This is a genomic window from Mesorhizobium sp. M0045 (assembly GCF_040323385.1).
Classification (GTDB): Bacteria; Pseudomonadota; Alphaproteobacteria; order Rhizobiales; family Rhizobiaceae; genus Mesorhizobium.
This window is the reverse complement of sequence record NZ_JAMYUY010000002.1, coordinates 43041-69868: the sequence shown is the minus strand read 5'-3', so window position 1 is coordinate 69868 and position 26828 is coordinate 43041. Positions and strand designations below refer to the sequence as shown.

At 60.0% G+C, this 26828-nt stretch carries 19 protein-coding genes; 4 read left to right on the top strand and 15 right to left on the bottom strand.

The genetic code is table 11. The annotated features are described in order from the left end of the window. Window positions 1-126: 126 nt before the first annotated feature. The 5 genes from NKJ72_RS03050 to NKJ72_RS03030 form a co-directional block, all read right to left on the bottom strand. Entirely contained in the window at window positions 127-2352 is a 2226-nt protein-coding gene (locus tag NKJ72_RS03050; protein WP_352475798.1) for a mechanosensitive ion channel family protein, read from the bottom strand. 432 nt (window positions 2353-2784) lie between these two features. Continuing rightward, window positions 2785-3855, bottom strand: a complete 1071-nt coding sequence (locus tag NKJ72_RS03045; protein WP_352475797.1) for an adenylate/guanylate cyclase domain-containing protein — start codon at window positions 3853-3855, stop codon at window positions 2785-2787. Window positions 3856-3858: 3 nt separating this feature from the next. Further along, the gene (locus NKJ72_RS03040) at window positions 3859-4350 is read right to left on the bottom strand and encodes a Rab family GTPase (RefSeq protein WP_352475796.1); all 492 of its coding nucleotides are present in this window, start codon (window positions 4348-4350) and stop codon (window positions 3859-3861) included. A gap of 16 nt (window positions 4351-4366) precedes the next feature. Beyond that, window positions 4367-6937, bottom strand: coding sequence for an OmpA family protein (locus NKJ72_RS03035; protein ID WP_352475795.1), 2571 nt, complete (start codon window positions 6935-6937; stop codon window positions 4367-4369). A gap of 94 nt (window positions 6938-7031) precedes the next feature. Next, on the bottom strand, window positions 7032-7697 hold the full coding sequence (locus NKJ72_RS03030) for a hypothetical protein (RefSeq protein ID WP_352475794.1): 666 nt from the start codon (window positions 7695-7697) through the stop codon (window positions 7032-7034). Between the two features lie 434 nt (window positions 7698-8131). Here NKJ72_RS03030 and NKJ72_RS03025 point away from each other — a divergent pair, with 434 nt between their 5' ends. Then, window positions 8132-8236: a glycosyltransferase family A protein gene (locus NKJ72_RS03025; RefSeq protein ID WP_352475793.1), complete on the top strand. Its 105-nt coding sequence runs from the start codon at window positions 8132-8134 to the stop codon at window positions 8234-8236. Between the two features lie 81 nt (window positions 8237-8317). Then, window positions 8318-11173 (top strand): trifunctional glycosyltransferase/class I SAM-dependent methyltransferase/polysaccharide deacetylase, encoded by a 2856-nt coding sequence (locus NKJ72_RS03020; protein ID WP_352475792.1) that lies wholly within the window; start codon window positions 8318-8320, stop codon window positions 11171-11173. An 86-nt stretch (window positions 11174-11259) separates the two neighbouring features. Here the strand turns inward: NKJ72_RS03020 and NKJ72_RS03015 are convergent, their stop codons facing one another. From NKJ72_RS03015 to NKJ72_RS03000, 4 genes are all read right to left on the bottom strand, one after another. Next, the gene (locus NKJ72_RS03015) at window positions 11260-11940 is read right to left on the bottom strand and encodes a redoxin domain-containing protein (RefSeq protein WP_254818884.1); all 681 of its coding nucleotides are present in this window, start codon (window positions 11938-11940) and stop codon (window positions 11260-11262) included. 19 nt (window positions 11941-11959) lie between these two features. Next, window positions 11960-15259 carry an ATP-binding protein gene (locus NKJ72_RS03010; protein ID WP_352475791.1) on the bottom strand — a complete coding sequence of 1100 codons (3300 nt, stop codon included), beginning with the start codon at window positions 15257-15259 and terminating at the stop codon, window positions 11960-11962. Between the two features lie 210 nt (window positions 15260-15469). Next, entirely contained in the window at window positions 15470-16855 is a 1386-nt protein-coding gene (locus NKJ72_RS03005) for a hypothetical protein (RefSeq protein ID WP_352475790.1), read from the bottom strand. 123 nt (window positions 16856-16978) lie between these two features. Next, window positions 16979-17407: a GNAT family N-acetyltransferase gene (locus NKJ72_RS03000; protein ID WP_352475789.1), complete on the bottom strand. Its 429-nt coding sequence runs from the start codon at window positions 17405-17407 to the stop codon at window positions 16979-16981. Between NKJ72_RS03000 and NKJ72_RS02995 the strand changes: the two genes are divergently transcribed. Further along, window positions 17406-17555, top strand: coding sequence for a hypothetical protein (locus NKJ72_RS02995; protein WP_352475788.1), 150 nt, complete (start codon window positions 17406-17408; stop codon window positions 17553-17555). The two genes, NKJ72_RS03000 and NKJ72_RS02995, sit on opposite strands and share 2 nt — an antisense overlap. A gap of 20 nt (window positions 17556-17575) precedes the next feature. Here NKJ72_RS02995 and NKJ72_RS02990 read toward each other — a convergent pair whose 3' ends face one another. Further along, window positions 17576-18400, bottom strand: a complete 825-nt coding sequence (locus NKJ72_RS02990) for a hypothetical protein (RefSeq protein WP_352475787.1) — start codon at window positions 18398-18400, stop codon at window positions 17576-17578. A 198-nt stretch (window positions 18401-18598) separates the two neighbouring features. Between NKJ72_RS02990 and NKJ72_RS02985 the strand changes: the two genes are divergently transcribed. Beyond that, window positions 18599-20014, top strand: a complete 1416-nt coding sequence (locus tag NKJ72_RS02985; RefSeq protein WP_352475786.1) for an adenylate/guanylate cyclase domain-containing protein — start codon at window positions 18599-18601, stop codon at window positions 20012-20014. Window positions 20015-20110: 96 nt separating this feature from the next. On the opposite strand, the gene NKJ72_RS02980 is transcribed toward NKJ72_RS02985, so the two are convergent. From NKJ72_RS02980 to NKJ72_RS02960, 5 genes are all read right to left on the bottom strand, one after another. Continuing rightward, the gene (locus NKJ72_RS02980) at window positions 20111-20590 is read right to left on the bottom strand and encodes a class I SAM-dependent methyltransferase (RefSeq protein WP_352475785.1); all 480 of its coding nucleotides are present in this window, start codon (window positions 20588-20590) and stop codon (window positions 20111-20113) included. 207 nt (window positions 20591-20797) lie between these two features. Beyond that, window positions 20798-21979, bottom strand: a complete 1182-nt coding sequence (locus tag NKJ72_RS02975) for an ABC transporter permease (protein ID WP_254818876.1) — start codon at window positions 21977-21979, stop codon at window positions 20798-20800. Continuing rightward, window positions 21976-22974, bottom strand: coding sequence for an ABC transporter permease (locus tag NKJ72_RS02970; protein WP_254818875.1), 999 nt, complete (start codon window positions 22972-22974; stop codon window positions 21976-21978). The genes NKJ72_RS02975 and NKJ72_RS02970 overlap by 4 nt, the downstream gene beginning before the upstream one ends. A 2-nt stretch (window positions 22975-22976) precedes the next feature. After that, a complete protein-coding gene (locus NKJ72_RS02965) occupies window positions 22977-24875 on the bottom strand; it encodes an ABC transporter substrate-binding protein (RefSeq protein ID WP_352475784.1) in 1899 nt (632 codons plus the stop codon). Then, window positions 24872-26767: an ABC transporter ATP-binding protein gene (locus NKJ72_RS02960; protein WP_352475783.1), complete on the bottom strand. Its 1896-nt coding sequence runs from the start codon at window positions 26765-26767 to the stop codon at window positions 24872-24874. The genes NKJ72_RS02965 and NKJ72_RS02960 overlap by 4 nt, the downstream gene beginning before the upstream one ends. Between the last annotated feature and the right edge of the window lie 61 nt (window positions 26768-26828).

Below are 26828 nucleotides of genomic sequence, written 5' to 3'. Positions count from 1 at the left end.
GCTGAAACCGAGCAATCGCGGACCGTCGAAATGGTGTTTGAAATCAAGAGCGCAAATTTCTGACGGATCGGCAAGACGTTCTTCGTCGTGAAAGCGGCGCTGTGACCGGCAGGTGTCACAGCTTCCCTATTCCGTTGTGCTAGCTTTTTTTCTGCGCCGATTGGTATGCGACTGCGCGACGGCCATTTTCAACTCGGGTGTGAGCTCCAACGGCGCATTCTCCGCTCCATGTGGGTTCTGTAGCCCCTGGACCTGGACGGTCGGAAATGGGAGTTCGATGCCCTGCTCCTTGAAGACCTGGCGCAGGCGTACATAGAACTTGCGTTTCATACCGAACGCGCCTCCCGGTCTGGTTGTGGCCTTGACCCTCAACACGATGCCGTATTCGCCGAACTCCTGTACGCCCTGCATCTTGATCGGGTCGAGCACCCAGTGTTTGAACTCTGGATCTTCCGCCAGTTCGAGGCCGATCCGCTTGATCAGCTTGCGAGCGAAGTCGATATCGGTGTCATAACCAACGGTGATGTTGAATTTGTCGATAACCCAGTCACGGCTCTGGTTCTGGACTGCCCCGAGTTCACCGAAAGGTATCGTGAACAGCGGACCACGATGGTGGCGCAGCTTCACCGAGCGCAGCGAAAAGCTTTCCACAGTACCCTTGTAATTGCCCGATGAAATGTATTCGCCAACACGAAACGCATCATCGAGCAGAAAAAACACGCCTGAAATAACGTCCTTGACGATGGTTTGTGCGCCAAAGCCCACGGCGACGCCGACGACGCCGGCGCCGGCAATCAATGGGCCGATCTGGATTCCCAGCGAGGCGAGCATCATAAGCACCGCCATCACGATGATCGATGCGAGCAGAATGTTCTGGAGGATCGGCAAGAGCGTGTGCAGCCGCGCCTGTTGCGGATCGAGGACCGGAACGTCCTCGTCGCTGATCACAGGGTGCGGTGTTTCGATGCCGAGCTTTCGTTCAATCAAAGCTTTGATGATCGACCAGCCGAAGTCGGCGGCGAGGGCAATCACCACGACATTGATCAAGCCGCGCAATATGAACGTTGTCGTCGTATCGCTGTCCCGCATGGATTGCATGTCCAGACCCCAGACACGTGCGAGAAGGTAAGCCGCCGCCAGGATGAAAATCATTCGGATTCCGCGATCGATGACAGCGATCGTCACCGCCGGGATCGTGGGCCGGCCGACATCTTCCGAACCTGGCCGCAGAACGAAATTAACCCCGCGCTGCGTCACCACGATCGCCAAAGGCAGGAAGAATGCGGCGAAGGTGAACCAGAAGTATGTATTAAGGCCGGCGATACGTTGCAGGAACAGGACGACGAAATAAGCAGTCAATAGCCATGTCGCTTCCGTGTGACCGATGTGGCTCGCACCGTCTCGCTGCGTTCTTGGCCGACGCCAAATGGCAAGCAGCAGGAGCAACAGCAGCACGAAATCGGCGCCCAGTGACAGGACCATCATTCCGTCCTGATCGATGCCGAGACCTGGCAAGAGGATAAACGCGGCGCCGAAGAAGGCGAAGACGCCGACGATCCGGGGTAGCCAAAAGGACCAATGGTCAGCCGCTTCGTTGGTGATCGGCAAAGCACGAACCTCGACGGCGTTCTCGACGTTCATGAAGGAAGGAACGAGCATGGCCATGACGTACATGCGCACACCCCATGTAACGACTGCCGCCATCAGAAATGTCAGTACAATCTCGCGGATAAGCATCGGCCAGTCGAACAACATGAATGCGCCGGCGCTGCCCAGTGCGAATGAGACTATCAGCATGCTGGAATAAAGCAGGCGGCCACCAATCTTCTTGGCTCGCCCAACGGGCGTATCCTTGGGTTGCGCGATAATCCAGAGACGAAATGGGCGGGTGAGCTTGTACGTTGCCCAAGTGAGCGCCAGGCCGGCACCGATGAACATTGCAATCAGCACAAATACGCCGGCAGGCCCCTTGCTGGACATATCCTCCATTGTCTCTGCCCGAACGCGCGCGAACTGGCTTGGCAGCAAGGGCAAAGTTCGCACGATTCTTTCGATATGATGCCTGATCCCATCGAGCGTCGAGGATGCCATCGTATTCATCGGGCCTGGTGCGGCCACGGCGCTGGACGATGCGTCGGTCGGCGAAGCCCCTGGCTCGGCAGGCGCTCCCGTTGACCCGGCGTCCTGATTTCGCTGTTCGGCCACCCAGGCCTTCACTGACGGATCGTCGAGAAGCTCGAACAGCTGTTTGACCCTTTCAGGCGGGACCGTCGCCGGCGCCTGCGCCTGTGCCTGACCAGCCAACAAAAGGGCGATCCCAAAGACGAGCGGCCTGGCAATCAAGGCAAACATCGCAGTCAGGTCTCCGAGACGCCGTGCTGGACGCGCCAGATCCCTGGCCCCCAATCGTCGAGTGATGCGTGGCATCGTGCTGTAACCTTCCGGTCAAATCGGCAAGCAACGACATCTATGTCGGTTGTTGCCCTACCTTGAAGAAACCGATGTTGCGGTGCAAGACGTCATCGTTCCGAGCCGGACCTTGCGCCGGGTACTTGGCGGTGTTTATTTGGCCGCGGGGACAGGGCATTCCTCGGCCCAGGCCTCCGGCCGTTCGATGAACCGGGCATCGACGTTAAACCTCAGGAACTGATTTCCTGAGCTGACCAGGACAGACCTTTGGCGGTCGCTCGGTGGTCAACTGCTTCGCGCACCGCTGCGGACATTGGAAACCATGTGTTGCTAGAGATGCAATGCGCTTCCGGGTCGGCGCTGCCATGCGGCAAATCAGGCCGGGAGCCGCCACATTCGCACACGACCTGTACCACGCAATTCCGTTTCCTCGAGTGGGTCGCAAGCAAAATTTGGTCCAAGCAGTTGATGAGTTGCATCCGAAATACGGATTTCATCGGGCTCCGCGGACGTTTGGATACGTGCGGCGAGATTAACGGTGTCGCCCCATAGGTCATAGGCAAACCGCCTTTTGCCTATGACGCCCGCCACGATTGGTCCCGAGTGAATTCCAATTCTGAGTCTTATCGGTTCTCCTGCGAAGCGTTCGCGCTTGACCTCGTTGCGCAGTTCAAGTGCATAGTGCGCAAGGGCTTCCGCATGATCGGATCGCGCGGCGGGCAGGCCAGCGACCACCATCACACAATCGCCGATTGTCTTGATCTTTTCGCAGCCGTATTGCTCCGAGAGCAGATCCGCCGCCTTGAAGAAGTAATTTAAAATAGCGAGCGTCGTTACGGCTCCGACGCTCCGCGCTCTTTCCGTAAAACCGACGATGTCGGCAAAAAGCACACTCACGTCAGCATGGTTGTCTGCAATTTGTTCGTCCGCTTTTAAGCGCTCCGCGATCGACGCCGGAAGAATGTTGAGGAGTAGGGCTTCGGCGCGTTGGTATTCACGCGACAATCCCTCTTGGCTCGCCCTCAACGCCTCGTTCATCGATTGTAATTTCTCGTTGAGTTGACGCTCCCTCTCTTGCAGAAGCGTCATTTCATAAGCCTTCTGTTGAAGCCGCTGCCTATTGTCGCGTTCGGCAGCGGCGTCAAGAAAGAGCAGCCACACGCAGGCATTGTCAGCAAAAAGATGGAGGTCCGCGACACGCCCGCCGGGCAGTTCGACCATGGCCATATCAAATGGAAGCTCCGGGCAGGGCAACAAACCTTCCATGAATTCAAGCTGCTCGGCAACAGGCTTACCTATGCGAACTGACGAGAGTCCGTAATGTCTAACGTTACCGCCCTTCGCAGCTACGCAAAGCTGGGCGTCGATTTTTAGATATGCGACCGAGCGCTCGTTGTAGAAGAAATCGTAAATCCAGCTTCTAACTTCTCTTGGCAAGACATGCATGGTTTATTTGCTGACCATCGAAGCAAGTTGACGAAACGCGTCATCAACATGTTCACCCGAAAGCGCACTTGTTAGATAGATTTGCCATCCAAGTTCCCTCAGTTCGTCAATTTCACTATCCGATATTGCCCACCGATCGGCCAGATCGGATTTGTTGAACAGCAATACAAACGGCATAGCGCCGAATTCAGCCTCGGCCCGCTCGCGCAACGTGAGCGCCACGGCAAGAGTAGCAGCGCGTGTTCCATCGACGACAAGCACGAGCCCACTCGCACCTCGCACATAGCTGACGCGGAATGAACCGATATCGTCTTCGCCGGCCAAATCCCACAAAATCAGATCCACGGTTTTGTCCGGGAATGCGACACTCTTCTTGTCGATTTTCACTCCCACCGTGGTCAAGTAGGTTTCTGAAAAGATGCTTTGCACAAACCTGCGAACCAGACTCGTCTTTCCGACAGCGAACCCGCCCAACATGCAGATCTTCTTTTGCAATATCCTGGGCTCCGCCCTAGTGGAAGTTTACCGTAACCGAAACTCTGCGGTTCGCGGAGCTCCCGGTTCGGCTATTTTCAGTCTCCGCTGGCTCAAAGGTGCCCGCGCCGCGAACCAAGAGCAATTCCGGATCGACGCCGCGCTTCTTGAGAAGCGCACGAACTGTTTCCGCGCGCGCGGCGCTGATCGACAACTTGGCCGTTTCACGGCCCGTCTCGTCCGAATGGCCGGTCAACATGAACTGTGCTGTTAGCCCTGCCTTGCGGGCGTCCGTGGCCAATTCCTTCAACTGATTCGCCAATTTGTCGAGAACCGGCAGTTGCTCTGGTCCCGGTACAGCCTTGCCAGAATCGAAGAAAATGTTGACCGTTTGAATAGCCTCCCTCAAATGAGTCAGTTCCGGAGGGGTCAACTCACGCAGCTCGGAGAGTTCTAGAGAGAGTCCGTCCGCGGACAGCTGTTGGGCGGCGACCCGCGCCCGATCTATCCAGGCGGCAGGAGCCTCACCCTGGGCAACGATGCGATCCTTGATGATCGAAAGCCGTACTGAATCCGGCGGAGTCAGCGACGCCATCAGCCGCTTCACCACGAACTTCGGATGAAGGCTTTGATAGAATTGCCACTGCGAATGAACGCGGGCAGGATCGACCCCTGTTCCGGACAGCAGAACCTGCGGGTCGGCGGCCTGCGGGTCTCTCAGGCCGGAAATATAGAAATGTCCGCCCCTCGCCGTTTGCTGGGCGACGATGATTCCCGCTTGGGCCTCCAGTCGTGACACATAAGTCTGCCAGTGCTCCGCCGCGCGTGCTTCGGGGCTCACATCACGAACTTTGGAGATGTCGAATTCCGGTCCGCCTGCCGAAAGCTGTCGGGCCGCTGCGCGCGCCCGATCTATCCAGGTGTCGGGAGCCTCACCCTCGGCAACGATGCGATCCTCGACGATCGAAAGCCGAACCGATTTCGGCGGGTTGAGCGACGCTGTCAGCCGCTTCAGCACGAACTCCGGCTCAAGGCTCTGATAGAATTGCCACTGCGAATGAACGCGGGCGGGATCGACCTGCGTACCGGCCAACAGCGACTGCGGGTCGGCGGCAAGAGGGTCTCTCAGGCCGGCAATATAGAATTGGCCATCGCGCACCTTTTGTTCGGCAACGATAATACCCGGCTGGGCCTCCAGTCGCGACACATAAGTCTGCCAGCGCTCCGCCGCTCGTGCTTCGGGGCTCACATCACGAACCCTGGAGATATCGAATTCCGGTCCGCCTGCCGAAAGTTGTTGGGCTGCTGCGCGCGCCCGATCTATCCAGGTGTCGGGAGCCTCCCCCTCGGCAACGATGCGATCATTGACGATCGAAAGTCGTACTGAATCCGGCGGAACCAGCGACGCCGTCAGCCGCTTCAACACGAACTCCGGATCAAGACTCTGATAGAATTGCCAGTGTGAATGAACGCGGGCGGGATCGACCTGCGTTCCGGCCAACAGCGACTGGGGGTCGGCGGCAAGAGGGTCTCTCAGGCCGGTAATATAGAATTGGCCATCGCGCACCTTTTGTTCGGCAACGATGATGCCCGGCTGGATCCCCAGTCGCGACACATACGCTTGCCAGCGCTGCCCGGATTGCCAGGAAAGAAAGAACCAACCGCCTGCGGGAATCAAAACCAGCAGGACTGCAGCCAGGACCAGCCACGGAAATCCCTGGTTTGATTCTTCCTGCTTCAGATCAACGCAGGTCTGCAACTGCGTCTCGACGCCGGCCAACTGCGAACTGTCGCCGTCAAACTGCTCCAGGGCCTGTGAGCATTCATCATGGATGCGAAGCAATACATCGCGAATTATTTCATGTAATTCCTCCGGCGGATTTCCCCGGATCACCGCAACCAAGGTCGCAAACGGCCCAACTTCCGACCAGAGACGAAGCTCCCCGAAACGGATAGTGTCCAGGCCGCTCTGTTCTTTCTCGTTAAATGAGTCTTTTACAAAATCCTGAATTGCACTAAGCATCGAGGAAATCAGTTGAGGATCTTCGCTGGTTGCATTTTCGGCAGTTACATGCTTGATCAAAAGCCCGGAATTGCGGTGAATGAGAAAGACATGTTCTACACGATAGACAAGAGAATGCCTAAGAACAACTTCTGAGAAGCTTGCCCCCGTTCTCCAAGCTTCAAATCTCCACTTGAGCCCATGCCAAGTAAATATATGTCTTAAGGTTTCATTCAGCGACTGAAAGGTTTGGTCGATCTTTTCGCCGATCGACTTGCGAATAGCCGGCAGAAACACCGGGTATAATATATCCGTCAGCGTGCGCGGGCTTTTCTGGATGGACCGTTGCACAGCCCTCTCGACAACTGGCGCAAGGGCCTCGCCGAGTTGCGCATGAGACGCGCGTGCGGCTGCACCGGGGAGGACGCCCCCCACTGCCGCCGCAAGCTGCTCAGGTTCGTCGAGCAGGTGGGTAACTCGTGAAAGCTCCGAAATTTCGCGGCCGACCAGCAACTGGCGAAGCGTTTCCATGCGAGGATCGGCGGTTGGGATTCCGTCGAGACGCGCACGATAGTCCGGATCAACGTTCCGGGCAATTTCGATCAAAAGGCGAGCCAGAGCCTCGCGATCAATCTCTGTATCGTTCGAAGCCGCTCTCTTAGGGAGGCTGATTGGGTCGACAGTCGACGTCAAGTTCCCATCAACTCACTTTCCAGGTACGCTCCGAGTTGTTCTTGCTGCCGACGGGATCCTGATTTAGACATTTTGCAACCTCGACAAACAGGCCAGCCAAAAGATTTCGGTCAGTCTTGACATTGCCAAGATCGGAAAACATTTTCTCCATCAGCATCTGAATGCTTTCATTCTTTTGCTTGATTTCCTCACGCAGCAAATGATCGTTTCGATTTATCCGGTCCGCAACTTCCCGCTCAAGCTCGCTCAACTGATCCGACAACGCGCGCACCTGCTTTTCGAGCGCCTGATTTTGCTCGCGAAGATTCCGATCAATCTCCTTGTCGGCGTCGGCTCGCGCGTCTTTTTCGTTCCGCAATTGCGCCGCGAGCGAGTCGATCTGCTTCTTTGCATTTGACTCGTACATTTCAAGATTGCGCTTGGCCTCGGATTCGACATCCTTGAAGCGCTGCAAGACCCGTTCTTCAAGCTTGGAGAAGCGGCGGTCATAGTCCTGCATCTGGTTGCCGAACAGCAGATCACGTATCTTGTCGACACCTACAGCGTCGCCGGGGGGCCCGCTCTCGCGAGCCTGGCCCGCCATGAAGGTCAGCCCGCTTCCGTCTGCATTACTTGTCAGATTTGCGTCCGCCTTATTTGCCGAAGAAGCGGTACTCGAAGATTCCTTGGCCATCCCATGCCCCTTCTTTTGACATTGCCACAGCGCTAATTTAGAAACTGATAAACATGTCAGCAAAATAGCCGACCCGCAAGCCGGAATCTTCTCGGCTCAAGTCGGTTCGTGTGTCCCCAGTCGGGTAGATTTCGATACGCGCCTCGAATCCGGATCAGCTTGCGCTCGCGTCTTCGCCTGGGATCATCTTTTTGCAGATGAAATGCGAGAGCGGAGATGCCCTGGCGCATCGACCTCAGCTCCAAGCCGTCGGGCATGCGCGCTGCCATTCAGCCTGTGTTCAAGTCTTTTTTGCCCGCCTCTAATTCGCCCTTATCTTGACAGGGCAGTGCTGCCAGCCGATGCCATTATCTGGTTTTGACATTCGCCGACTCTTGCCGAAGAAAACGAAAGCTCGATGATCCAGGATGCTACCGCAAGGCGGTGTGGTACCGATGCTCAATGCCGAGCAAACCGTCGGCGCAATGCTTGCCGGCATCCGCCGGCAGACCTACCAGATACTGGATATAGTGGTGATGGACGATGGGTCGACGGACTGATCGGCGTGGATTGTGACGACCTACGCCGAGAAAGATCAACGCATCTTGTTTTGCCTTCGAACCGGGCGCGGGTAAGACGGCGTGGCGCATGATCCCTTGGTTTCAATCGTGGTTCCTGCGCACAACGCGGAGGTAACGCTCGCGCGCGCACTCGATTGCCTTCTCGATCAGGAAATAGTGGATTGGGAGGCGATCATCGTCGACGACGCCTCCATGGACCGCACCCCCTCGATCATCGCCGGTTATGTAGAGCACGATGCCCGATTTCGGACGTTGAGGTCTTGCGCGTATAGCGCCGCCGGCGCGCGCAATAGCGGGATTTCGACAGCGCGCGGCCGCTGGCTCATGTTTCTGGATGCCGACGGTTGGGTGGATGCCAGCTTCCTCGCAAAAATGCTGGCCGCACTGAAATCCGTTCCCGATGCAGTGGCCGCCTATTGCGGTTGCCGGCGCGAGATGCCCGATGGCGAACTCACCCCGTCGTGCATCGCAACGGAGGTTGCGATTCAGCCCTTCGAGACATTCGCCCGCAGACGTGCCATCGCCATTCACGCGCTGCTGGTCGACCGGGAGACAATTGTCGAATTGGGCGGTTTCGATGTGTCGCTGCGCACCTGCGAGGACTGGGACCTGTGGCAGCGCCTCGCACGTCTGGGCAAAAATTGGGTGATGGTCGATGAGCCGCTCGCTTTCTATCGGACCAGCCCCAACGCGCTCAGCCGCAATTCGACGCAGATGCTGGCAGATGCTGAAATCGTGATCGCCCACGGCTTTTCCGCCGATCCTAGGGTCAAACACCCGGCGTCGGCTCACGCCAATGGAGCGATCGAGGCGAACGGCGGCACCGCCTCCGAGGCACTCGCGTGGTTCGCGTTGTGGAACGCCGCGTCGGATTGCGGCAGCGGCTCGCGCTCGATCAACCCGCAGTCCCTGCGCGCCCTCCCGCCAGGACGCAAATGGGCGCGAGAGATCGCCAAGGTGATCTTCGATGGCCTAGCGGTCGGAAGCCTGTCGGTGCCAGCGCAATTGGCTGCCAGGTGGGACAGGTTCGGCGGCTCCCTCACCGAGTTGATCATCGAACTCGGCAAGGTCTGGAACAATCCCGACGCGGCTCGCCGCGTCCAGTACCATCTTGAGCAAATGCTGCTCGACGTCGACGATCTCGCCGCGCCGCGCAGGCTGGCGCGGACACTTGGAATTCGTGTCGACGCGCGAAATCCGACCACGGTCGAACTTCCGCAAGGAATCGATCAAATCTATGCCTACCTGATGATGGATGGCCAGATCGAGGCTGTCGTGCAATTCGGCGTACTTGGGACAGTGACAAGGGATTATTGGATCGAATTGATCCTGAATGTCGTGCCCCCTGAGCGGCTTGAAGGCCGGTCCGATCCGGACAGTCACTTCGGCAAACTCGCCCAATTCGCCGAGGAAGCGCGGGAGCTGGTTCGGTCGAGCGCCGAACCTGCGGAGCCTCCCCCGGCGCTGCGCCGCGCACGGGCCAGGCACGACAAGGATCGCACGTCGTTCTGGAATGGCTATTTCGCGACCGAGGATCCCTGGAATTACGGTTCGTCCTATGAGCAGGAGAAATATGAGCGGCAGCTCGAAATTCTGCCTGCCGGTCACATTGGACGGGCGCTTGAGCTGGCCTGTGCGGAAGGCCACTTCACGCGGCAACTGGCGCCGCGCGTGAGCCATTTGACCGCAACTGACATCTCCGCCATAGCCATCGAGCGGGCGCGCGCGCGATGCGGCGATCAGCCGAATGTTGAATTCGGCGTACTGGATTTCATGGCCGATACGCTACCGGGTGAGATGGATCTGATCTTCTGTTCGGAAGTGCTCTACTACCTGGATGATCTCGCCGAGTTGCAACGCTTCGCCAAGAAAGTCGTTGAGGCATTGGCGCCTGGCGGCAGCTTCATCAGCGCACACGCATTCGTGCTACGTGACAATCCTGAGAGGACGGGCTTCGACTGGAACACATTCGGTGCACAAGCGATCTCGGAGACGCTGGCAGGGACCGCAGGTCTTGTCCTCGAGCAATCGATCCAGACCGAGCTCTATCGCATAGACCGCTTCCGCCGCCTGTCACCAGGCGACGTGGCGACGGAACAAGTCATTGATCATGTGCCAATCCGCGCGCGCATCGATATGGGGGTCGCGCGAAAAATCGTCTGGGGCGGGGCGCGGGCCTTGCGCCGCGACGTCGCACGTAGCGAGCGGCGGCAGCGTATCCCTGTTCTCATGTATCACAGCGTCTCCGATGAATGTCCGGCCGCGCTCGCCCGTTTTCGGCTCACGCCCGCCGCATTCGCCAGCCAAATGACATGGCTGCGCGCCAATGGCTTTCACGCGATTAGCTCCGAGCAGCTGGAATGGTTCATCGCCAACCGTCAGCCTTTCGTTGGCCGCCCAGTGCTCATCACCTTCGATGACGGCTTCCAGAACTTTGCCGACCATGCCTGGCCGATCCTGCGCGCGAACGACCTGACCGCGGAAGTGTTCCTGGTGACGGACTTGGTGGGTGAAAGTGCACAGTGGGACGCCTACAGCGGCCCGCCGACGCCGCTTATGGACGCCGGGACGGTGCGACGCCTCGCCGGCGAAGGCGCCTTCTTCGGAAGCCATCTGGCGACGCATCGCGCGATCGATGGTCTGTCGAGCTCTGACTTGGCCGCCGAGCTTCTGCGCTCTCGTATGTTCATCGAACGGTGGACCGGTCGGCCAACCGCGGCGTTCGCGGCACCCTTCTCAGTCACCGACCGACGGCTTGGCAGGCTGGCCAAGGAGTGCGGCTATCGAATCGGCTTCGGCGGCAGACACGGGCCGGCGGACCTCGATTGCGATCCCATCGACCTTCCGCGCATCGAGATTCGTGGGGATCGTTCGCTCGATGACTTTGTTGCGGTTGTCGAGGCCGTGCTCGCATGAACCGTGAACTTGTCAGTGTCTAGATTTGTAACAAGTTGGTTCCGCGTTTTGTTCAGCGTCCCGTTCCGCTTACCTCGTTCGCAAGTCTATTGGGCGACTTGGGACACGGCTGACATCAGCTCCTGCGGGCTTGGCGCCCCAAACATGTATCGCCCGCCCTCTGGAACCTCCGTGAAGCTCCAGCGGACGATCCCCTGCCGGTCCAGCAGGAACTGACCGATCAATTGTCCGTGTCCCGTTGCTATCATCTGCTCGTCGGCTTCGGTCAGTTCGTAATGGTCCTTCTTGTTGAGGATTTCGCTGGCCTCAAGAGGATCCATAGGACCGGGCAACTCGCCTGGTATGTCGACCCGCATATCCTTTGCCGCTGCCATCGAGACCTTGTACGGCCAGTTCGTCTCGTTTTGGGTGAATTCGAGATTGGGCAGTCCAAAAGCACGATGTGAAGCGCGTTCAGGGTCGGAGGCCGCAAGCAGATTCGGCATCGGATGGTAGCGGAAATAGAGACGCGCCCGTTCGATCGGCGTGTTGACCACCGTCAGGCTCTCCACGCCCTTTTCGCGCAGCTCCGGATCAAGCCGCGCCTGGGCGGCGATATGGCGCCGGCAAAACGCACAATGCAGACCTCGAAACAGGCCGACCAGCACCGGTTTTTGTCCGCGAAAGTCGTCAAGCGCGATCTTGCCTTCCTGGGTAATGGCGTCGAGTACCACGTTCGGCGCACGGTCGCCCGGTTGAAGCGGCACCAAGTCACTACGCGCGGACATTTCCAACCTCCAACCCCGGCTAGTCGAGAAAAGGCAGCACCACGAGCGCTTCCGGGTCGAGCCCGTGCTGGGCGCATATACCCTGCGCCAGGGAAAAGTAGCGTTCGGCCTCGGCCAGATTGTCGAGGTCGAGATTAAGCGTTGCAAGACCATCATAGCACGGAAACAGCAGTTGGGGTTCGCCCGTTTCGCGGGCTACGTCCAGTGCTTCGTGGAACAAACCAACGGCCAGGTCCGGACGGCCGTTGCACTGATGGATCTGCCCAAGCACGATCAACGGCACCGGCAGGTGCTCGCGCTGGTCGAGCGCCCGGTCGATCTCGATGGCCTTCTCGGCAGCAGGCACGCCCTCCGTTGGACAGCGATCCGTGAAAGTACAACAAGCGACCGCCAGATTGGCGAGGAGGCGCGCCTGGAAACCCAAATCACCAATACGGCGCGCCACTTCAAGACCGCGCCGACAGACCTCCATCGCCTGTGCCGGATCGATGGTCGTGTATAGCACGCCGAGATTGGTGTAGCCGCGGCAAGCCGCGCCCAGCAGACCGGCGGCTTCGGCCAATTCAATGCTACGCTCAATCTGACGCACGGCCTCACGGTTTCGCCCGAGGCGAGCCAGCGCGACAGCCTTGGTATTGAGTGCCTCGGCGGTCACAAGAGTGGCATCACACCCAACCTCGGAGACATGCTCCGTTGTCAGATTGCGTACGCAATCCAGCGCCGCGTCTGCCCATTTTGCCGCGAGAGCGTGATCTCCGCTACGGAACGCCTGTCGGCCACGTTCTTGCCACAGATGCGCCTGCTCGATCGGGGCATCCGCCCCATCGAGGAGCGCTGCCGCCTCAGCATAGCAGGGTTCTGCCTTGTCCCGCTTGCCGACGTCCCAGAGCAGCCGACCGATCTTACGCAAAACTCGCGCCGAGGCGACGCGATTGGCCGATTCGCGGTATGCCTGCAACACCGTCTCGTAGTGGTGGTGCGCGACCTCGCGGCGGCCTGCCGGGCCGCTCAAATCGGCAATGCGCTCTGCAATTGCCAGTTTGAGCGGTGTTTGCCCGATCGCTTCCAATGCTGTCAGTGCTCGCTCGTAGAAACGAAGGGCGTCGTCGTTGGCGTATATCATGCGAGCGCGATCGCCTGCCGCCTGCAGGTAATGCGCGCCCTTCTCCCGCTCGGCGCTCTGTGCGAAATGATGACCGAGCACGGTCAAATCCTCGAGCCGTTCCGGCTTGTCGCCGCACAGTTGCTCCAAGGCAGCACCGACCCGCCCGTGGATGTCGGTCCGGCGTTGCAGGAGCAGATTCTGGTAGATCACGTCCTGCAGCAATGTTTGCGTAAAGCGGTAGCTTTGCGACGAGACCGAGCCTGATCCGGCAACTTCCTCGATGATTTCCGCATCGCAAAGCAGTTCGCAGCCGGCTTCAAGCCGGCCGGGGTCGGCTGTCACGGATTTCAGAAGTGTGGCGTCGAAGCGCGGGCCGATTACCGCAGCCTCCTGGGCCAACCGGCGCACCTCTGGGGGCAGCCGGTCGACGCGGGCAAGCAACATCGCCTGGATAGTGGCGGGGATGCCGGTTGCGACTTCGCCGGCCACAGTCCGCCATCGCTGGCCCTCTCGCATCAGTACACCGCGATCGATAAGGCCGCGAACGATCTCCTCTACAAAAAGGGGGTTGCCGCCCGCGCGCTCGAGGATCTGATCGAGAAGCCCTCCTGCGGAGTTTACCCAGCTCTCGCCGAAAAGCGCCGCGAGCAGCCTGCGTCCGTCATCACTATTGAGCGGCGGAAGCCTGAGCGCTGTGTGACTGACCCGACTTGAGTCGAGCTGGTCGTTGTCCGGCGCCGGACGATGCGTAACCAGCAACATCAACCGCGTGCGTTCTAACCTGTCCATCACGAAACGTAGTGCCTCGAGCGACACGGCGTCGGCCCAGTGCAGGTCTTCGACGACGATCAACAGCGGCGACAACGCAAGCCGCCGTTCGATGATTGTGCGGACTGCGTAGAGAATTTGCCGCCGCAACTGCTCAGGCTCGACATGCTGCAAGGTGGCATCGGGGTCGCCAAGGCCGAGCACATGATAGAGCAAAGGCATCAGCCGCTTCGCCTCCTCGCCCTGCAGGCCGAGATCGGCAAGCAAGCCTGCGAGCTTCCCCCGCATTTCGTCCCCATTGTCGTTTTGCATCATCCCGGCAGCGCTGCGCACCACGGCGCCCAAGGCGCCAAAAGATTGTTCACCCAGCGGTGAGCACGTGGCCTGCCGCACGGCGACGTTGCGAAAACGATCCTCGTCGCCGACGCGGGCGACGAACTCCTTCACCAGCCGCGATTTCCCGATGCCGGCTTCTCCGACGAGGCGGACAAGTTGGGCCGAGCCGCCGCACGCCTGGTCAAGGCTCGCCAGCATTCTATTGAGCTCCGCACCACGACCAATTAGCGGCGCACTGAGGCCGAGCGCCTCGAGCCCGCGCGCTGCACGCGGCACCGCTAACGGTGCGTCCAGTCGATGGACGAGCACGCTGCCAGCTTTGCCGCGAAACACGACATCACCGAGCGACTCATAAGAGAAGGCATGCCGGGTCAGCCTGTGAGTGAGCTCGCCTACCAGCACCTCACCCGGTGCGGCCAGCGATTGCAGGCGTTGCGCCGTATTCACTGTGTCGCCGGTCACCGAATAGGATCTGGCGGTGCCGATGCCCAATCCGCCAGTAACGACCGGACCAGTGTTTATGCCGATGTGGAGTAACAGAGGCGAGCCGGAGTGGGGGGTGCTTTCGCCGAGCCGCGCCGTCCGGGCGATCATGTCGAGAGCGGCGCGAAGCGCACGTTCCGGATCGTCCTCATGCGCGACCGGCGCACCGAACAAAGCGAGCAGTGCATCGCCGATGAATTTGTCGACGAAACCACCAAAGTTTCGCACGGCCGCCGTCAATTCCTTGAACAGTTTATTCTGCAGCGCTTGCATGACCTCGGGGTCGAGCTGCTCACTGAGTGTCGTGAAGCCGCAAAGGTCGGCGAACAGGACCGTTACGGTCCGGCGATCGGCGTCGGAGACGGGATGCAGCCCCTCTTCGCTTTCGATGTTCGGAAGCAGCGACGGAGTTCGAGAAGGCGGCACAATGGTCCGGCTTGGTGCCGGAGCAGGCCGTTCGACGGCTTTTGCGGGCGCACCGACGCTTGCCCCACATTTCGGACAGAACTCGAAATCAGGTGCGCAGGTGTAGCCGCAACTGGCGCATGCCACGGGCTGGCGCCTGCCACACCTCGGACAGAAGGCGTAACCGCCCTCAATCTCGAAACCGCAGCCCGAGCAGTCCATCGAACAAGACCTCACTAGTGGCCGTGACGGCGTGATCTCGCCCGCACTGCACGGCCAGGCTAATCACAAGGATGCACCGATAGCCGTCGACGAGCAAGCGGCAGCGCAAATGGGCATCGAGCCATCCGTGTGGGTCCGGTGGCAGAGCGCTACGCATGACCTCTTGATGCAACGGCTGGCTCGCTGTCAGCTTGCGGTTGCGAATTAGGCTCAGGTCGGCTTGATCTCTGCCTGGCCGATCTTGCGCCATCTGGCGTTTTCGCGAACCAGTTTTAGGTCGTCGGTCGTCTCGGCAAATGTCCGCAATCGGTATTGCCGGAGCAGGTCCGGGAAGAGCGCTCCTTCCGGCAGGCCGGCAAGCTGCTCGCGGACTGAGATCTTTTCATCGATGACCCGCATGCCCCAGGCATTTTCCCGAACCTGCAGCTCCGCAGCCAGATCGCGCTCTTCCGGCGCGTTTTCGTCTAGCGCGGCCAGAAGGATCGAGTGGAAAAGCGCTACATAGCCAATCTGTCTTAGGCCCCCCACGACCCGCGCGCGCGGCAATATGGCAAGGACGAGGAACGTCAGGAACAAGTTCGGCAGCAGCACGCCGTCCAGCAGCGCCTGCCTGAGATACGGCCGCTCGAACGGGATGGAAAGACCTTGCGGCCTGTCGGGCTCGATCAGGTGCCCGTTCTCGAGAACGAGTTTGCGCACGCGCTCCTCGCGGATGCCCCAGAAATAGTCCGTGGCATTGGGCAGGAATCTGCCAAATGGGCTCGATGCGGCCTCTTGCCAGGCACGTTCGAGACGCTGGCGTCTTGCGGGTTCAATGAGCAGTCTGGAAAGAAGGCTGCCGTCATATTCCAGATGCCGCGCCATGGCAGCCGCGGCGGCTCGATCATCGATGAAAACCGGCAGGGCCATGCCGGCACGATCCCAATTGGCGACCAGATCCTTGTTCAGGGCAGTCAGCGCATCGGCGGCGGTTTCAAACACCTCGTCCTGGCTGGCAAGCAGTGTGCCCAGCCAGCGGCTGGCATCCGTTTCATCGCCCACCGTTTCGAGCGCGCGCTTGTTGAGGGAGACGGGACCGGCCACGCAGGCGCTTTTGCGGCACAGTTTGTGGCGCCCCATGCCGAACAGGTTGACCTTGTCGTCGCCGACATCGAGCCATCCCGGCCCCTCCCGGCCAACTGTCTCCATGGTCATCGTCGCTCCCATGAAGCCGACGAAGGCCGACAGCCCGTTTTCGACCGCGCCGAGCCAGGCAAGCAGGAGGGCATCGAAGGTGATCCGGTCCATCAGAAGCAGGCAGTGCAGGCCGGACTGAATCACCGGTCTGTGCTCGAACTCGTCGAGGGCCTTGCCGATCTCCTCAGGCCGCATGATCCTATCGAGTCGCTGATGCAGGACTTCGCGCAGGATCGAGCGGGCAGCGATCGCCGGGCCCGATGCAGGCCTTGCCACCGGCCGCCACAGATGGCGGGCGTAATCGGAAACCGGTGCATTCCAGTTCTGCTCGATGTCGCGCACGACCTCCGGGCAGAGCAGCGATAGCACAGCCAGAATTTCCGGCGGAGGGGTAGGGGTTGGATCAAAGACGGCGGTCATTGGTCCCGTCTAGCCGCTTGCGGTGTAAACGCCAAGCGAGAGCAGACTTGGTGGATGCAGCCCTGTTCGCTGACTCGGCACGAATTGTCAGATTGGCTAAACAGCTAAGGCAAACGGCGGATCTTAGAACCGCAGCCGGGCCATGCTTAGGAGGTCATGGTACTGCCCGTCAGTAAAGCCGGCCTTCACATGCCGGCCTTCGATCTCAAAGCCGTGGCTCTTGTAGAGACGGAGGGCCGGTTCGTTGTCGGCATAGACGGTCAATTCGACTCGCTTCAGGGCGCGCCAGTTGTCGGCCACGTCAAGCAGCGCGCCAAGTATGGCAGAGCCGATACCTTTGCCAACAAAGGCATCGTCAAGGCCGATATTGATCTCGCCGATGTGCGAACGGCGGGGTGAACCCTGCACGACCAGGCTGCCGTGGCCGACGACCTTGCCGTCCAGCTCGGCAACGATCCAGGTGGTTTCCGGGCCGGACTTGGCGATGCGCCGCGCCACCTGCTCCACCATCTCGAAAGGCATCCTGAGCGTGCCCCGGCGGAAGCCCGGCATGTTGAAAATAGCGCAAAGCGCCTCCGCATCGCTTGGCCGGACGGACCGGAGCAGCGGCTGGATTTTCTCGGAGGGTGGCGAGGTCGTGCTGGTCATGGCGTTCCCGGCGAAGGCAATCGGCCGGTACGATGCACCGGACGCCACCTGAAAATCCAGCCGTCTCTCAACCTATGATGCCGATTGCGAGCTAAAATACCGGGAGGCGGCGTAGAGTTTGAAGACGCCGCTGGTGCCGATCCAGCCGAAAAGCGTGAGCCAGCACAATGTCCCGATCGCCGTCCAGTCGATCCGGTGCACCGCAGCGTCGGTGATGACGACGCCGAGGATGGCAAGCAGGCCAACCAGAAACTGTGCCAACCCGAGCACCAGCAGTTCCTCGCGCGGCGCGCTTCTCCAGACGAGATATATACCGCCCGCACCGGCGAGGAAGATTGCGCTGTAGACCTGAGCGTGGAAGGCATCGATCGGCCATGGCCAGATGCCACTGAATGTCAGGGGAAACAGCAACAGGCCGACGCCATAGAGCCCAAGGATCGCGGATTCCGCCGGCATGTAGCCACGCCATGCGGGATTTAAGGTCACGCCTTTCGCAGAAGGACGGGCCCTGGCCCGCCACAGGAACAGCCCGGATACCGCGACCGAAGCAAGATAGACCAAAAACCACAGCCAGGGCGCTTTGCGCTCGAAGTTGAAATAGTCGAGATTGATGAACGAAGCCACCGACACGATGACGGTGAAGATGAAGGCCATGACGAGCACGAGCCTGCCGGGCGACCAGCGATTCCAGACCAGCAGCGCCGCCATCACGACCATTTCGGCGGTGTAGAAGCCGCCGAGGAAGCGCGCATTGAACGGCGTGACGGCCCAAGGCCAGCCCGGTTTGACCAGAACAGGCACGAAAAACAGGCCGGCGCCTACGATCAGGACGATGATGACGACCGCAGAGAAAAGGCGCAGGGCCGCGGGAAATGGCGGATTGTCCGATGTCGGCATGGGAGAAAATCCCAAAGATGAAGGCTCCATGGACCATCATAATGCTGCTTGCGGCCGGTTAAAATCGGCCTAAGTGAACGGTCACCAGGCTTATCCATTCGAATGGCCGTACGGTTCGTTTCGAAGTAAGATGGAGCATTCGGACCAAAGACCGGTCCGGTCAAAACGCCACGGGGTGCATTTTCCGGAGCCTGCACAATGAACGAAGCTCAGGATCTGTTCTCTCTTCTGCGACAATCGGCCGATGTCGATCCACAGGCGATCGACGCGATCAAGCGAACCATCGCGGAGGGCGAGGACCGCGAACTTTGCCGCATCAATGCGCCAGCCTTCGCCAGCAAGCATGGCCTCGACGAGGAGCGCGCAATAAGCGCCTTTCTCCATGCCGCGCGGGTGGGCATCTTCGACATTTCCTGGAATGTTCTGTGCCCCGGCTGTGGCGGCGTCCTCGACACCAACGCCACGCTGAAAACCCTGCAAAGGGACGAATACACCTGCGCGCTGTGCTCCGAGGGCTATTCGCCGACCCTCGACGAGATGGTCGAGGTGACATTCACCGTCAGTCCCCGCGTGCGCAGGATTGCCGCCCACAATCCACACGAACTGCCGGTGGCGGAATATTTCCGCCAGATCTACTGGGCGTCCGGCGTCGATCTGCCGGAAGAGCATTTCGCGGAAAAGATGGAAACGTTCTCGCTGGAGGATATCGAGCTTGCGCCCGGTGAAAAGGCGGTTCTGCCCATACAGCTTCCGTCCGAATTCATCATCGTCTTCGAGCCGGTCACCCACTCGGCGCAGTTCATCGACGGGAAGGGCGAACCAACAAAGGAGCGCCGGAGCCTCTCTTTGGTTTTCGACCGCGACCATGTCCAGAACCAGACGCTGGAGATGCAACCCGGCCCGTTGCGCATTTCGCTGGAAAACCGGACCGACACCCGCGTGCTGCCGACGGTCTTCATCGCCAGCCAGGCATTGCATGATTTCCTGGGAAAACGCCGGCCCTTCCTGACCGCCAAGCGCCTGCTCACCAACCAGACGTTCCGCGATCTCTATCGCACGGATACACTCGACATCAACCAGCGCCTGAAGATCACCAGCCTGACGTTCCTGTTCACCGACCTGCGCGGATCGACCGAGCTTTACGAGCGGGTGGGCGACCTTTCAGCCTTCGATCTCGTACGCGAGCATTTCCAGGTTCTGCACGAGATCGTCACGGCGGAGGCAGGCGCGGTGGTGAAGACGATCGGTGATGCGGTGATGGCGACCTTCGCGACGCCCGATCGTGCGATCGCTGCAGCCCTCAGGATGCGCGATGCCATGCGTACGCTCAACGACAAGAGCGGGCGCGAGGATCTGCTGCTCAAGATCGGAGTCCATGCCGGCCCCTGCATCGCCGTGTCTATGAATGAGCGACAGGACTATTTCGGCCAGACGGTCAACATTGCTTCGCGGGTCCAGAACCTTGCCAACGCACAGGCGATCTTCGCCACTCGAGCGGTGGTCGACGACAGTCTCACCGCTGATCTCTTGCACAGGAATGCGCTGACGCCCGTGCCCCACGAGGTCTCGCTGCGCGGCATTGACCGGGAGATAGCAGTATACACGATCCCCTGAAGGTTCGGCCCCTGAAGGTTCGGCCCCTGAAGGTTTGGCCCCTGAAGGTTCGGCCCCTGAAGGCTTGGCCCTGAAGATTTGGCTCGTCCCGGCCCCTCACACACGCCTATAGATAAAATAACGATCGGCGGGAACCGAAGGTGGCGGCGGGAGGCGTTGCAACTGCGGGTGATCGAGCGGCGTGCCGCTGACCGCGATGCCGCCGACGCGAAGTAGGCGCGCGGTCAGATCGGGAAGCCAGGTAGAGATCACTGCATCGCGATCTTCATAGCCGGTGCCGATGTCGGCATGAACAAGGGCGGCGTCGATGCCAATGAACCTGCTCGCCGTCTCGCGTATTTCGCCGAGCACGAGGTTTTCAGCTTCGGGAATTGAGCTGGCGTGTGCGGCAAGTGCGCGGTCGAACGCTACGATCCGTCGTCCGGGCAGGCGCTCGCGCAAATGGTGGAACGTCCGGCCATTACCGAGGCCGAGCTCGAGCACGGGGCCCTCTATCTTCGCCACCTCGGCGCAGACATGATCGAGTATGTCGCGCTGTGCGGTCATCCTCCGGATGAAACTGTCGAGGCGACTCATGCGCGATTGTATCTCCTGAACAAGTCCACGAAATCAACTGCCCCGACCAGAGCGTTTCGCGGCTCAAACCAGAGGCGACGTGTTAAACCCCGATCGAGTCTTGCCGCGTGTAGAGGCGAACGATGAACACTGCAACAAGCGAACAGGCTGCCGACAAGGATCATACCGGGTGGAGTCGGCGGCGCGGCGCGCGGCGGAATGGCGATGTCACTTGTAGGGGTCCGCGGCGTCCCGCAACCCGTCGCCGAGGAAGTTGAACGCCAAGATGACGAGAACGACGGGGAGCATCGGCAAAAGCAGCCATGGATAGAACGCGATCACGCTGACGCTGCGCGCCTCGGTGAGCAGGATGCCCCAGCTGGTTATCGGCGCCCTCAGGCCGAGCCCGAGGAAGCTCAGCGCCGTCTCGCCCAGGATCATGCCGGGTATGGAGATCGTTGCCGTCGCGATCAGATGCGACATGAAGCCGGGAATGAGATGCCGCCGTATAATACGGCTGCTTCTGGCGCCCATCAATTGCGCGGCCAGAACGTAATCCTCCTCGCGCAAGGCTAGAAGCTTCGAACGCACGGCCCGCGCCAGTCCGGTCCAGTCGAGCAGCCCGAGGATGACGGTAATGCCGAAATAGATCAGGATCGGACTCCAGGTTATCGGCATGATCGCCGCCAGAGCCAGCCATAGCGGAATGCTGGGGATCGATTGCAGAACTTCGATTATCCGTTGAACGATCAGATCGAAGATACCGCCGTGATAGCCGGCCAGTCCGCCGATGACAATGCCGAGCAGGAAGCTGAAACTGATGCCGACGAGGCCTATTGTCAGTGAAATGCGTGCGCCATAGATGATGCGCGAGAGCACATCGCGCCCCAGCCTGTCAGTGCCGGCCAGAAAGAGCTGGCCGTTTTCGGCGGGGCAGACAAAATGCCTGTCACCTTCGATCAGGCCCCAGAACCGGTACTTGTCGCCCTTGCAGAAGAAACGGATCCGCTGAACGTCATCCTGTTGCTCGATGTAGTTCCGCTTGAGCGTGTCCATATCCAGCGTCATCTGGCGGCCATAGACGAACGGCCCGACGAACTGGCCGTTGTGGAACAGGTGCACCCGTTGCGGCGGCGAATAGATGTAGTCCATGTTGCGCGTGTGCAGATCGTAGGGCGCCAGGAACTCGCAGATCAGTATCCCGAAATAAAGCGTTGCCAGGAATATGCCGGATACAAGGGCAAGCCGGTGCCGGCGGAATTTCCACCACATCAGCCGCAGCTGCGACGCCTGAAAGACCTTCTCCTGCTCCGGCGTCATCGCCTCGACCGACTGCAGGTCAAAGGGCTCTATGGAAACGTAGTGTTGCAGTGGGGCGCCCGGAGCGGGCAGCGGCGATTGCGTGTTCATTTGGTGCTGCCGCCTTGCAAACGAATTCGCGGATCAAGTAGCGCCAGCGCCAGGTCGGAAATCAGGACGCCGATGACCGTCAGGAAGGCGAGGAACATCAGAAACGACCCTGCCAGATACATGTCCTGGCTTTGCAGCGCCTTGATCAGCATCGGCCCGGTCGTCTCCAAAGACAGCACGATCGCCGTGATTTCGGCGCCGGAGATGATGGCCGGCAGGATAGAGCCGATATCCGAAATGAAGAAATTGAGCGCCATGCGCAGCGGATATTTGACCAGCGCCCTGAAGGGATGAAGGCCTTTGGCGCGCGCGGTCACGACATATTGCTTATGTAGCTCATCGAGCAGATTGGCTCGCAGCCGCCGGATCATGCTTGCCGTGCCCCCGGTGCCGATGATCAAGACCGGAATCCAGAGATGGGCGAGGATCGACTTCGCCTTGGCCCAGCTCATCGGCTCGCCGAGATACTGCTGGTCCATGAGATGGCCGATAGACGTGCCGAACCAGATGTTGGCGAAATACATCAGGATCAGCGCCAGCATGAAGTTCGGAATGGCAAGGCCGAGAAGGCCGAAGAAAGTCAGGCCGTAGTCGCCCCAGCTGTATTGATGCGTGGCGGAGTACATGCCGATCGGAAAGGCGATGAGCCAGGTAAAGATGATCGTGACGAAGGAAACCAGCACCGTCAGCCACATTCGGTCCCCGACGACGTCGCGAACCGGCAGCTCATATTCAAAGGAATAGCCGAAATCGCCGTGCAGCATCCCGCCGACCCAGTAGAAGTAGCGAATGACCGGTGGCTTGTCGAAACCATATTCCTTGCGCATCATCTCGATGCGATCGGAATCCACCGCTTCGCCCTGAGCCCGAAGCTCGGCAACATAGCTGTCGAAATAGTCGCCTGGGGGAAGTTCGATGATCGTGAACACCAGTGCCGATATGACCAGCAGCGTTGGAACCATCACGGCGATGCGCCAGACCAAATATCGAAGCACGCTCAGGACTCTCCAAGCCAGAATGTATCCGGCATATAGACACCGAAATAGGCGGTCGGGTCGTAGCCGTAAAGCGCCTTGTCGGGCAGATTGCGCAGCCGCGAGGATGCCAGAACCGGCTGATGCGTTCCGTTCACCGTGCCGATCGAAAACACCTGATCGGTATAGATCGACAGCATTGAATTCCAGATCTCGGCGCGCTCCGTGGCTTCGGTCGATGCGTTCCAGCGCTTGAGTAAATCCATCAACTCGACCACGGGCGGAAGATCGGGCGCTTCGCCGACCTTGCCACGGGACAAGTAGTGAGCACCCCAGAGCGGCCATTGCAGCTGGTCGTCGACGGTGGGGGCCAGTTGGTAGGGGTTCATGTCGGCGGTCGGCACGCCGTTGTCGATGCCCGACCACATCGACATCATGATCTGGCCACCAAGCGCGCGGCTGCGGAAGATGTCGCGCTGCGAAGTCCGGATGAACAGAGCGATGCCGATCTTGCGCCAGTGATCGGTGATGAGCTCGAGCGCGTCGGTTTCCAGCGTGCTTTCGCCGGCCGTTTCCACTACGAGCTGCGCCGAGCGTCCGTCGGGAAGTATCCGCAGGCCGTCATCGTCACGCGCCTGAAGCCCGACCTCGTCGAGCAGGGCATTGGCTTGGTCAGGATCATGGGCGACCCAGGCTTTCGCGAATTCCGGCCGGTAGAGCGGGCTCTCCGGCAGGACCGTATCGGCACTTTCCTGCGCCAATCCGTAGAACACGGCCAAATTGATCTCGCGCCTGTCCACAGCGAGCGAAAGTGCGCGGCGCACGCGCACGTCACGAAAAAGGCCGCGCCACACCTGGTCGGCACAATTCAGATTGGGCAGCAGCGCCAGCCGCGAACCTTGTGTGCGTTTCCAGAGATGCATCTTCACCGGGTAGCGCTTCTCCGCATCCTTCAGGAAGGCGTAATCGGTGAAGTCAATTCCCATGCCTTGCAGGTCGCTCTCGCCCGCACCGGTCTTGGCGGAAATGATCGCCGACGAGCTGACGTTCATGACTATCCGGTCGACATAGGGCAGTTGCCGGCCATTCTCGTCTATTCGATGAAAGAACGGGTTCCGCTCGAAGACGAACTGCTCAGCCGGCGGCTTGGTCCGGTTCTGCCAGGGATCGAGCGTCGGCAGTTCCGGGTTCTCCGGGCGATATTGCCGCGACATGCGGATATGCAAGAGCGTCCATTTCTTGGCCCGGTTCTCCTTCATTAGGCCGGCGAGCCGGAATGGATCCTGGTATTTCTTGTGGAACTGCTTGAGATAGGCGGCCGGCAGAACAAGCGATAGGGGCGAAGCAGCGGCGAGCTTGGGCAGGAAGTCGGGATTGGGCGCATCCCAACTGTAGCGGACCGTCAACGGATCGACGATCTCGAAGCGTGGCGGCTTACCGTTCGCCAGCAGGGCCGGGGCGAGCCCGCCTTGCGAAAGCTCATCGTTCAGCCAGACATCTTCCCAGCAATAGCGAAAATCCTCCGACGTCAGCAGGCTACCGTCAGACCATTTATGTCCTTCTCGTATCTTGAAAGTGAAGACACGATCATCCGCTACATCGAAACTTTCGAGAATGTCGGCTTGCAGGTTAAGCTTTTCGTCATAGCCGACCAGGCGAGCGTACCCGTAGATCGTCATCATCCGGATATCTTTCTGGCTGCCTATGATCGTGCGCAGCGTGCCGCCATATTGGCCGGGCTGCCGGCCCATCGCAGCGAGATTCAACGCGCGCGGGCGCTTTGGCAGGCGTTCGGCGAGTGCCGGCAGCGCCCTGGCCTTCAGCTGCGGCTGAAGAAATTCCGGCTCCAGATCGCCGGCGCGCAACGTGCCCGGCAGAAATGCCGAAGCCATGAGTCCAAGGACGGTGCGCCGGCTGATCAATGGCGTAGCTCGCTGACATCGGCCGAACGTCGCGCCAGCACGAGGTGGCCGCCGCCAAGATCGAGCGGCGACAGCATGTCTTCGTCGCCCTCGTCGCGGAATTGCGGTCCCCATGCGCTGGTGTCGGAAGCGCCGCTGAGCTTCAGAGTCTTGAAATCCATCGGCCTGTCGAGATCGGGGAAAGGGACTGCGGCGACCAGTGAGCGCGTGTAGGGGTGGACCGGTTTCCTAAGCAGAATTTCGCGCGGCGCTAGCTCGACGATACGCCCGCCGCACATCACCGCGATGCGGTCTGCCATGTAGTCCACCACCGCCAGGTTGTGGGATATGAACAGGTAGGTCAGGCCCAGTTCCTTCTGCAGGTCCTTCAGAAGATTCAGGATCTGCGCCTGGACAGAGACATCGAGCGCCGAAACTGGCTCGTCGCAGATCAGGAGTTCAGGCCCCAGCGCCAACGCGCGCGCGATGCCGATACGCTGACGCTGTCCGCCGGAGAAACTGTGCGGATAACGCTTTATGAAGCGCGGGTCGAGTCCGATTGCCTGCATCAGGTTCTTGACCGTGGCGAGTCGGGACGCGGCATTGCCACGTTGATGGATTTCCAGCGGCTCGCTCAAAATGTTTTCCACCGTCATGCGAGGTGAAAGCGACGAAACCGGATCCTGGAAGACCATCTGGATTTTCGCGCGCAGCATGCGCAGAGCGTCTCCCTCGGCTTTCAAGACGTCGATCGGACCATCGCGGCCGTTGAAGATCACAGAGCCGCCGCTAGGGGTGACAGCCCGCATGAGGACCTTGCTGACGGTCGTTTTGCCGGAGCCGCTTTCGCCGACAAGACCCAGGCACTCGCCCCGCCTGATATCAAAGCTCACGCCGTCCACGGCGCGAACAGAGGTTTGATGACCTCCGCCGAACCATCCGGACTTGCGGATCGTGAAGGTCTTTGTCATATCCCTGACCGACAGCAGGAGGTCGTCCGGCCCCTTCGATGCCGGCGCCGTCTGCTTGCCGAGCAGGTTCCCGACATTCACCGGCACCTCGCGGAGCGCCTTTAGCCTTTCGCCGGGCTTCAGGTCGAAATGCGGAACGGCGGCCATCAGGCCCTTCAGGTAAGGGTGGCCCGGCCGGCGGAATATCGCCTCCACAGGTCCCGCTTCCATGATCTCGCCATGGTACATGACCACCACCTCGTCGGCGACATTGGCGACGACGCCAAGGTCGTGCGTGATCAGCAGCATCGCCATGTTCAGCTTCGTCTGAAGCTCGCGCAGCAATTGCAGGATTTGCGCCTGGATGGTGACGTCCAACGCCGTTGTCGGCTCGTCGGCGATCAACAGGGCGGGCCGGCAGATAAGCGCCATGGCGATCATGGCGCGTTGACGCAATCCTCCCGAAAGTTCAAAGGGATACATGTCATAGGCGCGCTTGGGGTTGGGAAAGCCGACAAGTCCGAGCATTTCCTCGGTCCGCGCCTTGCGCTCCACCCGAGCCGTGGGCGTATGAATCTGCAGGGATTCGCTGACCTGATTGCCGATCGTATGCAGCGGCGACAGTGATGTCATCGGCTCTTGAAATATTTTGCCGATGCGGCTGCCTCTCAACGCCCGGATTTCGGGTCCGTCACGCGGCATCTGCAGGATATCCTGCGTCGTGCCGGGCTTTTCAGGATCGGAAAACAGGATACGGCCGCGAACATGGGCTGTGTTCGGCAAAATGCCCATCACAGCCTGGCTGAGAACCGATTTTCCGGAACCGGACTCGCCCACAAGCGCGGTAACCTTGCCGGGCAAGACGCGAAGATTCGCACGCCTGACGGCATGCAACGGTCCCCCTATAATGGCAAAAGAGATGCCAACATCCTCGATCCGCAGCAGATCAACGCCCAAATTCATTCTCACACCAGCCCCCACTCTGGCCGCTCCAGAAGGCGAGACTAGCGCATTGCCAGCCTAG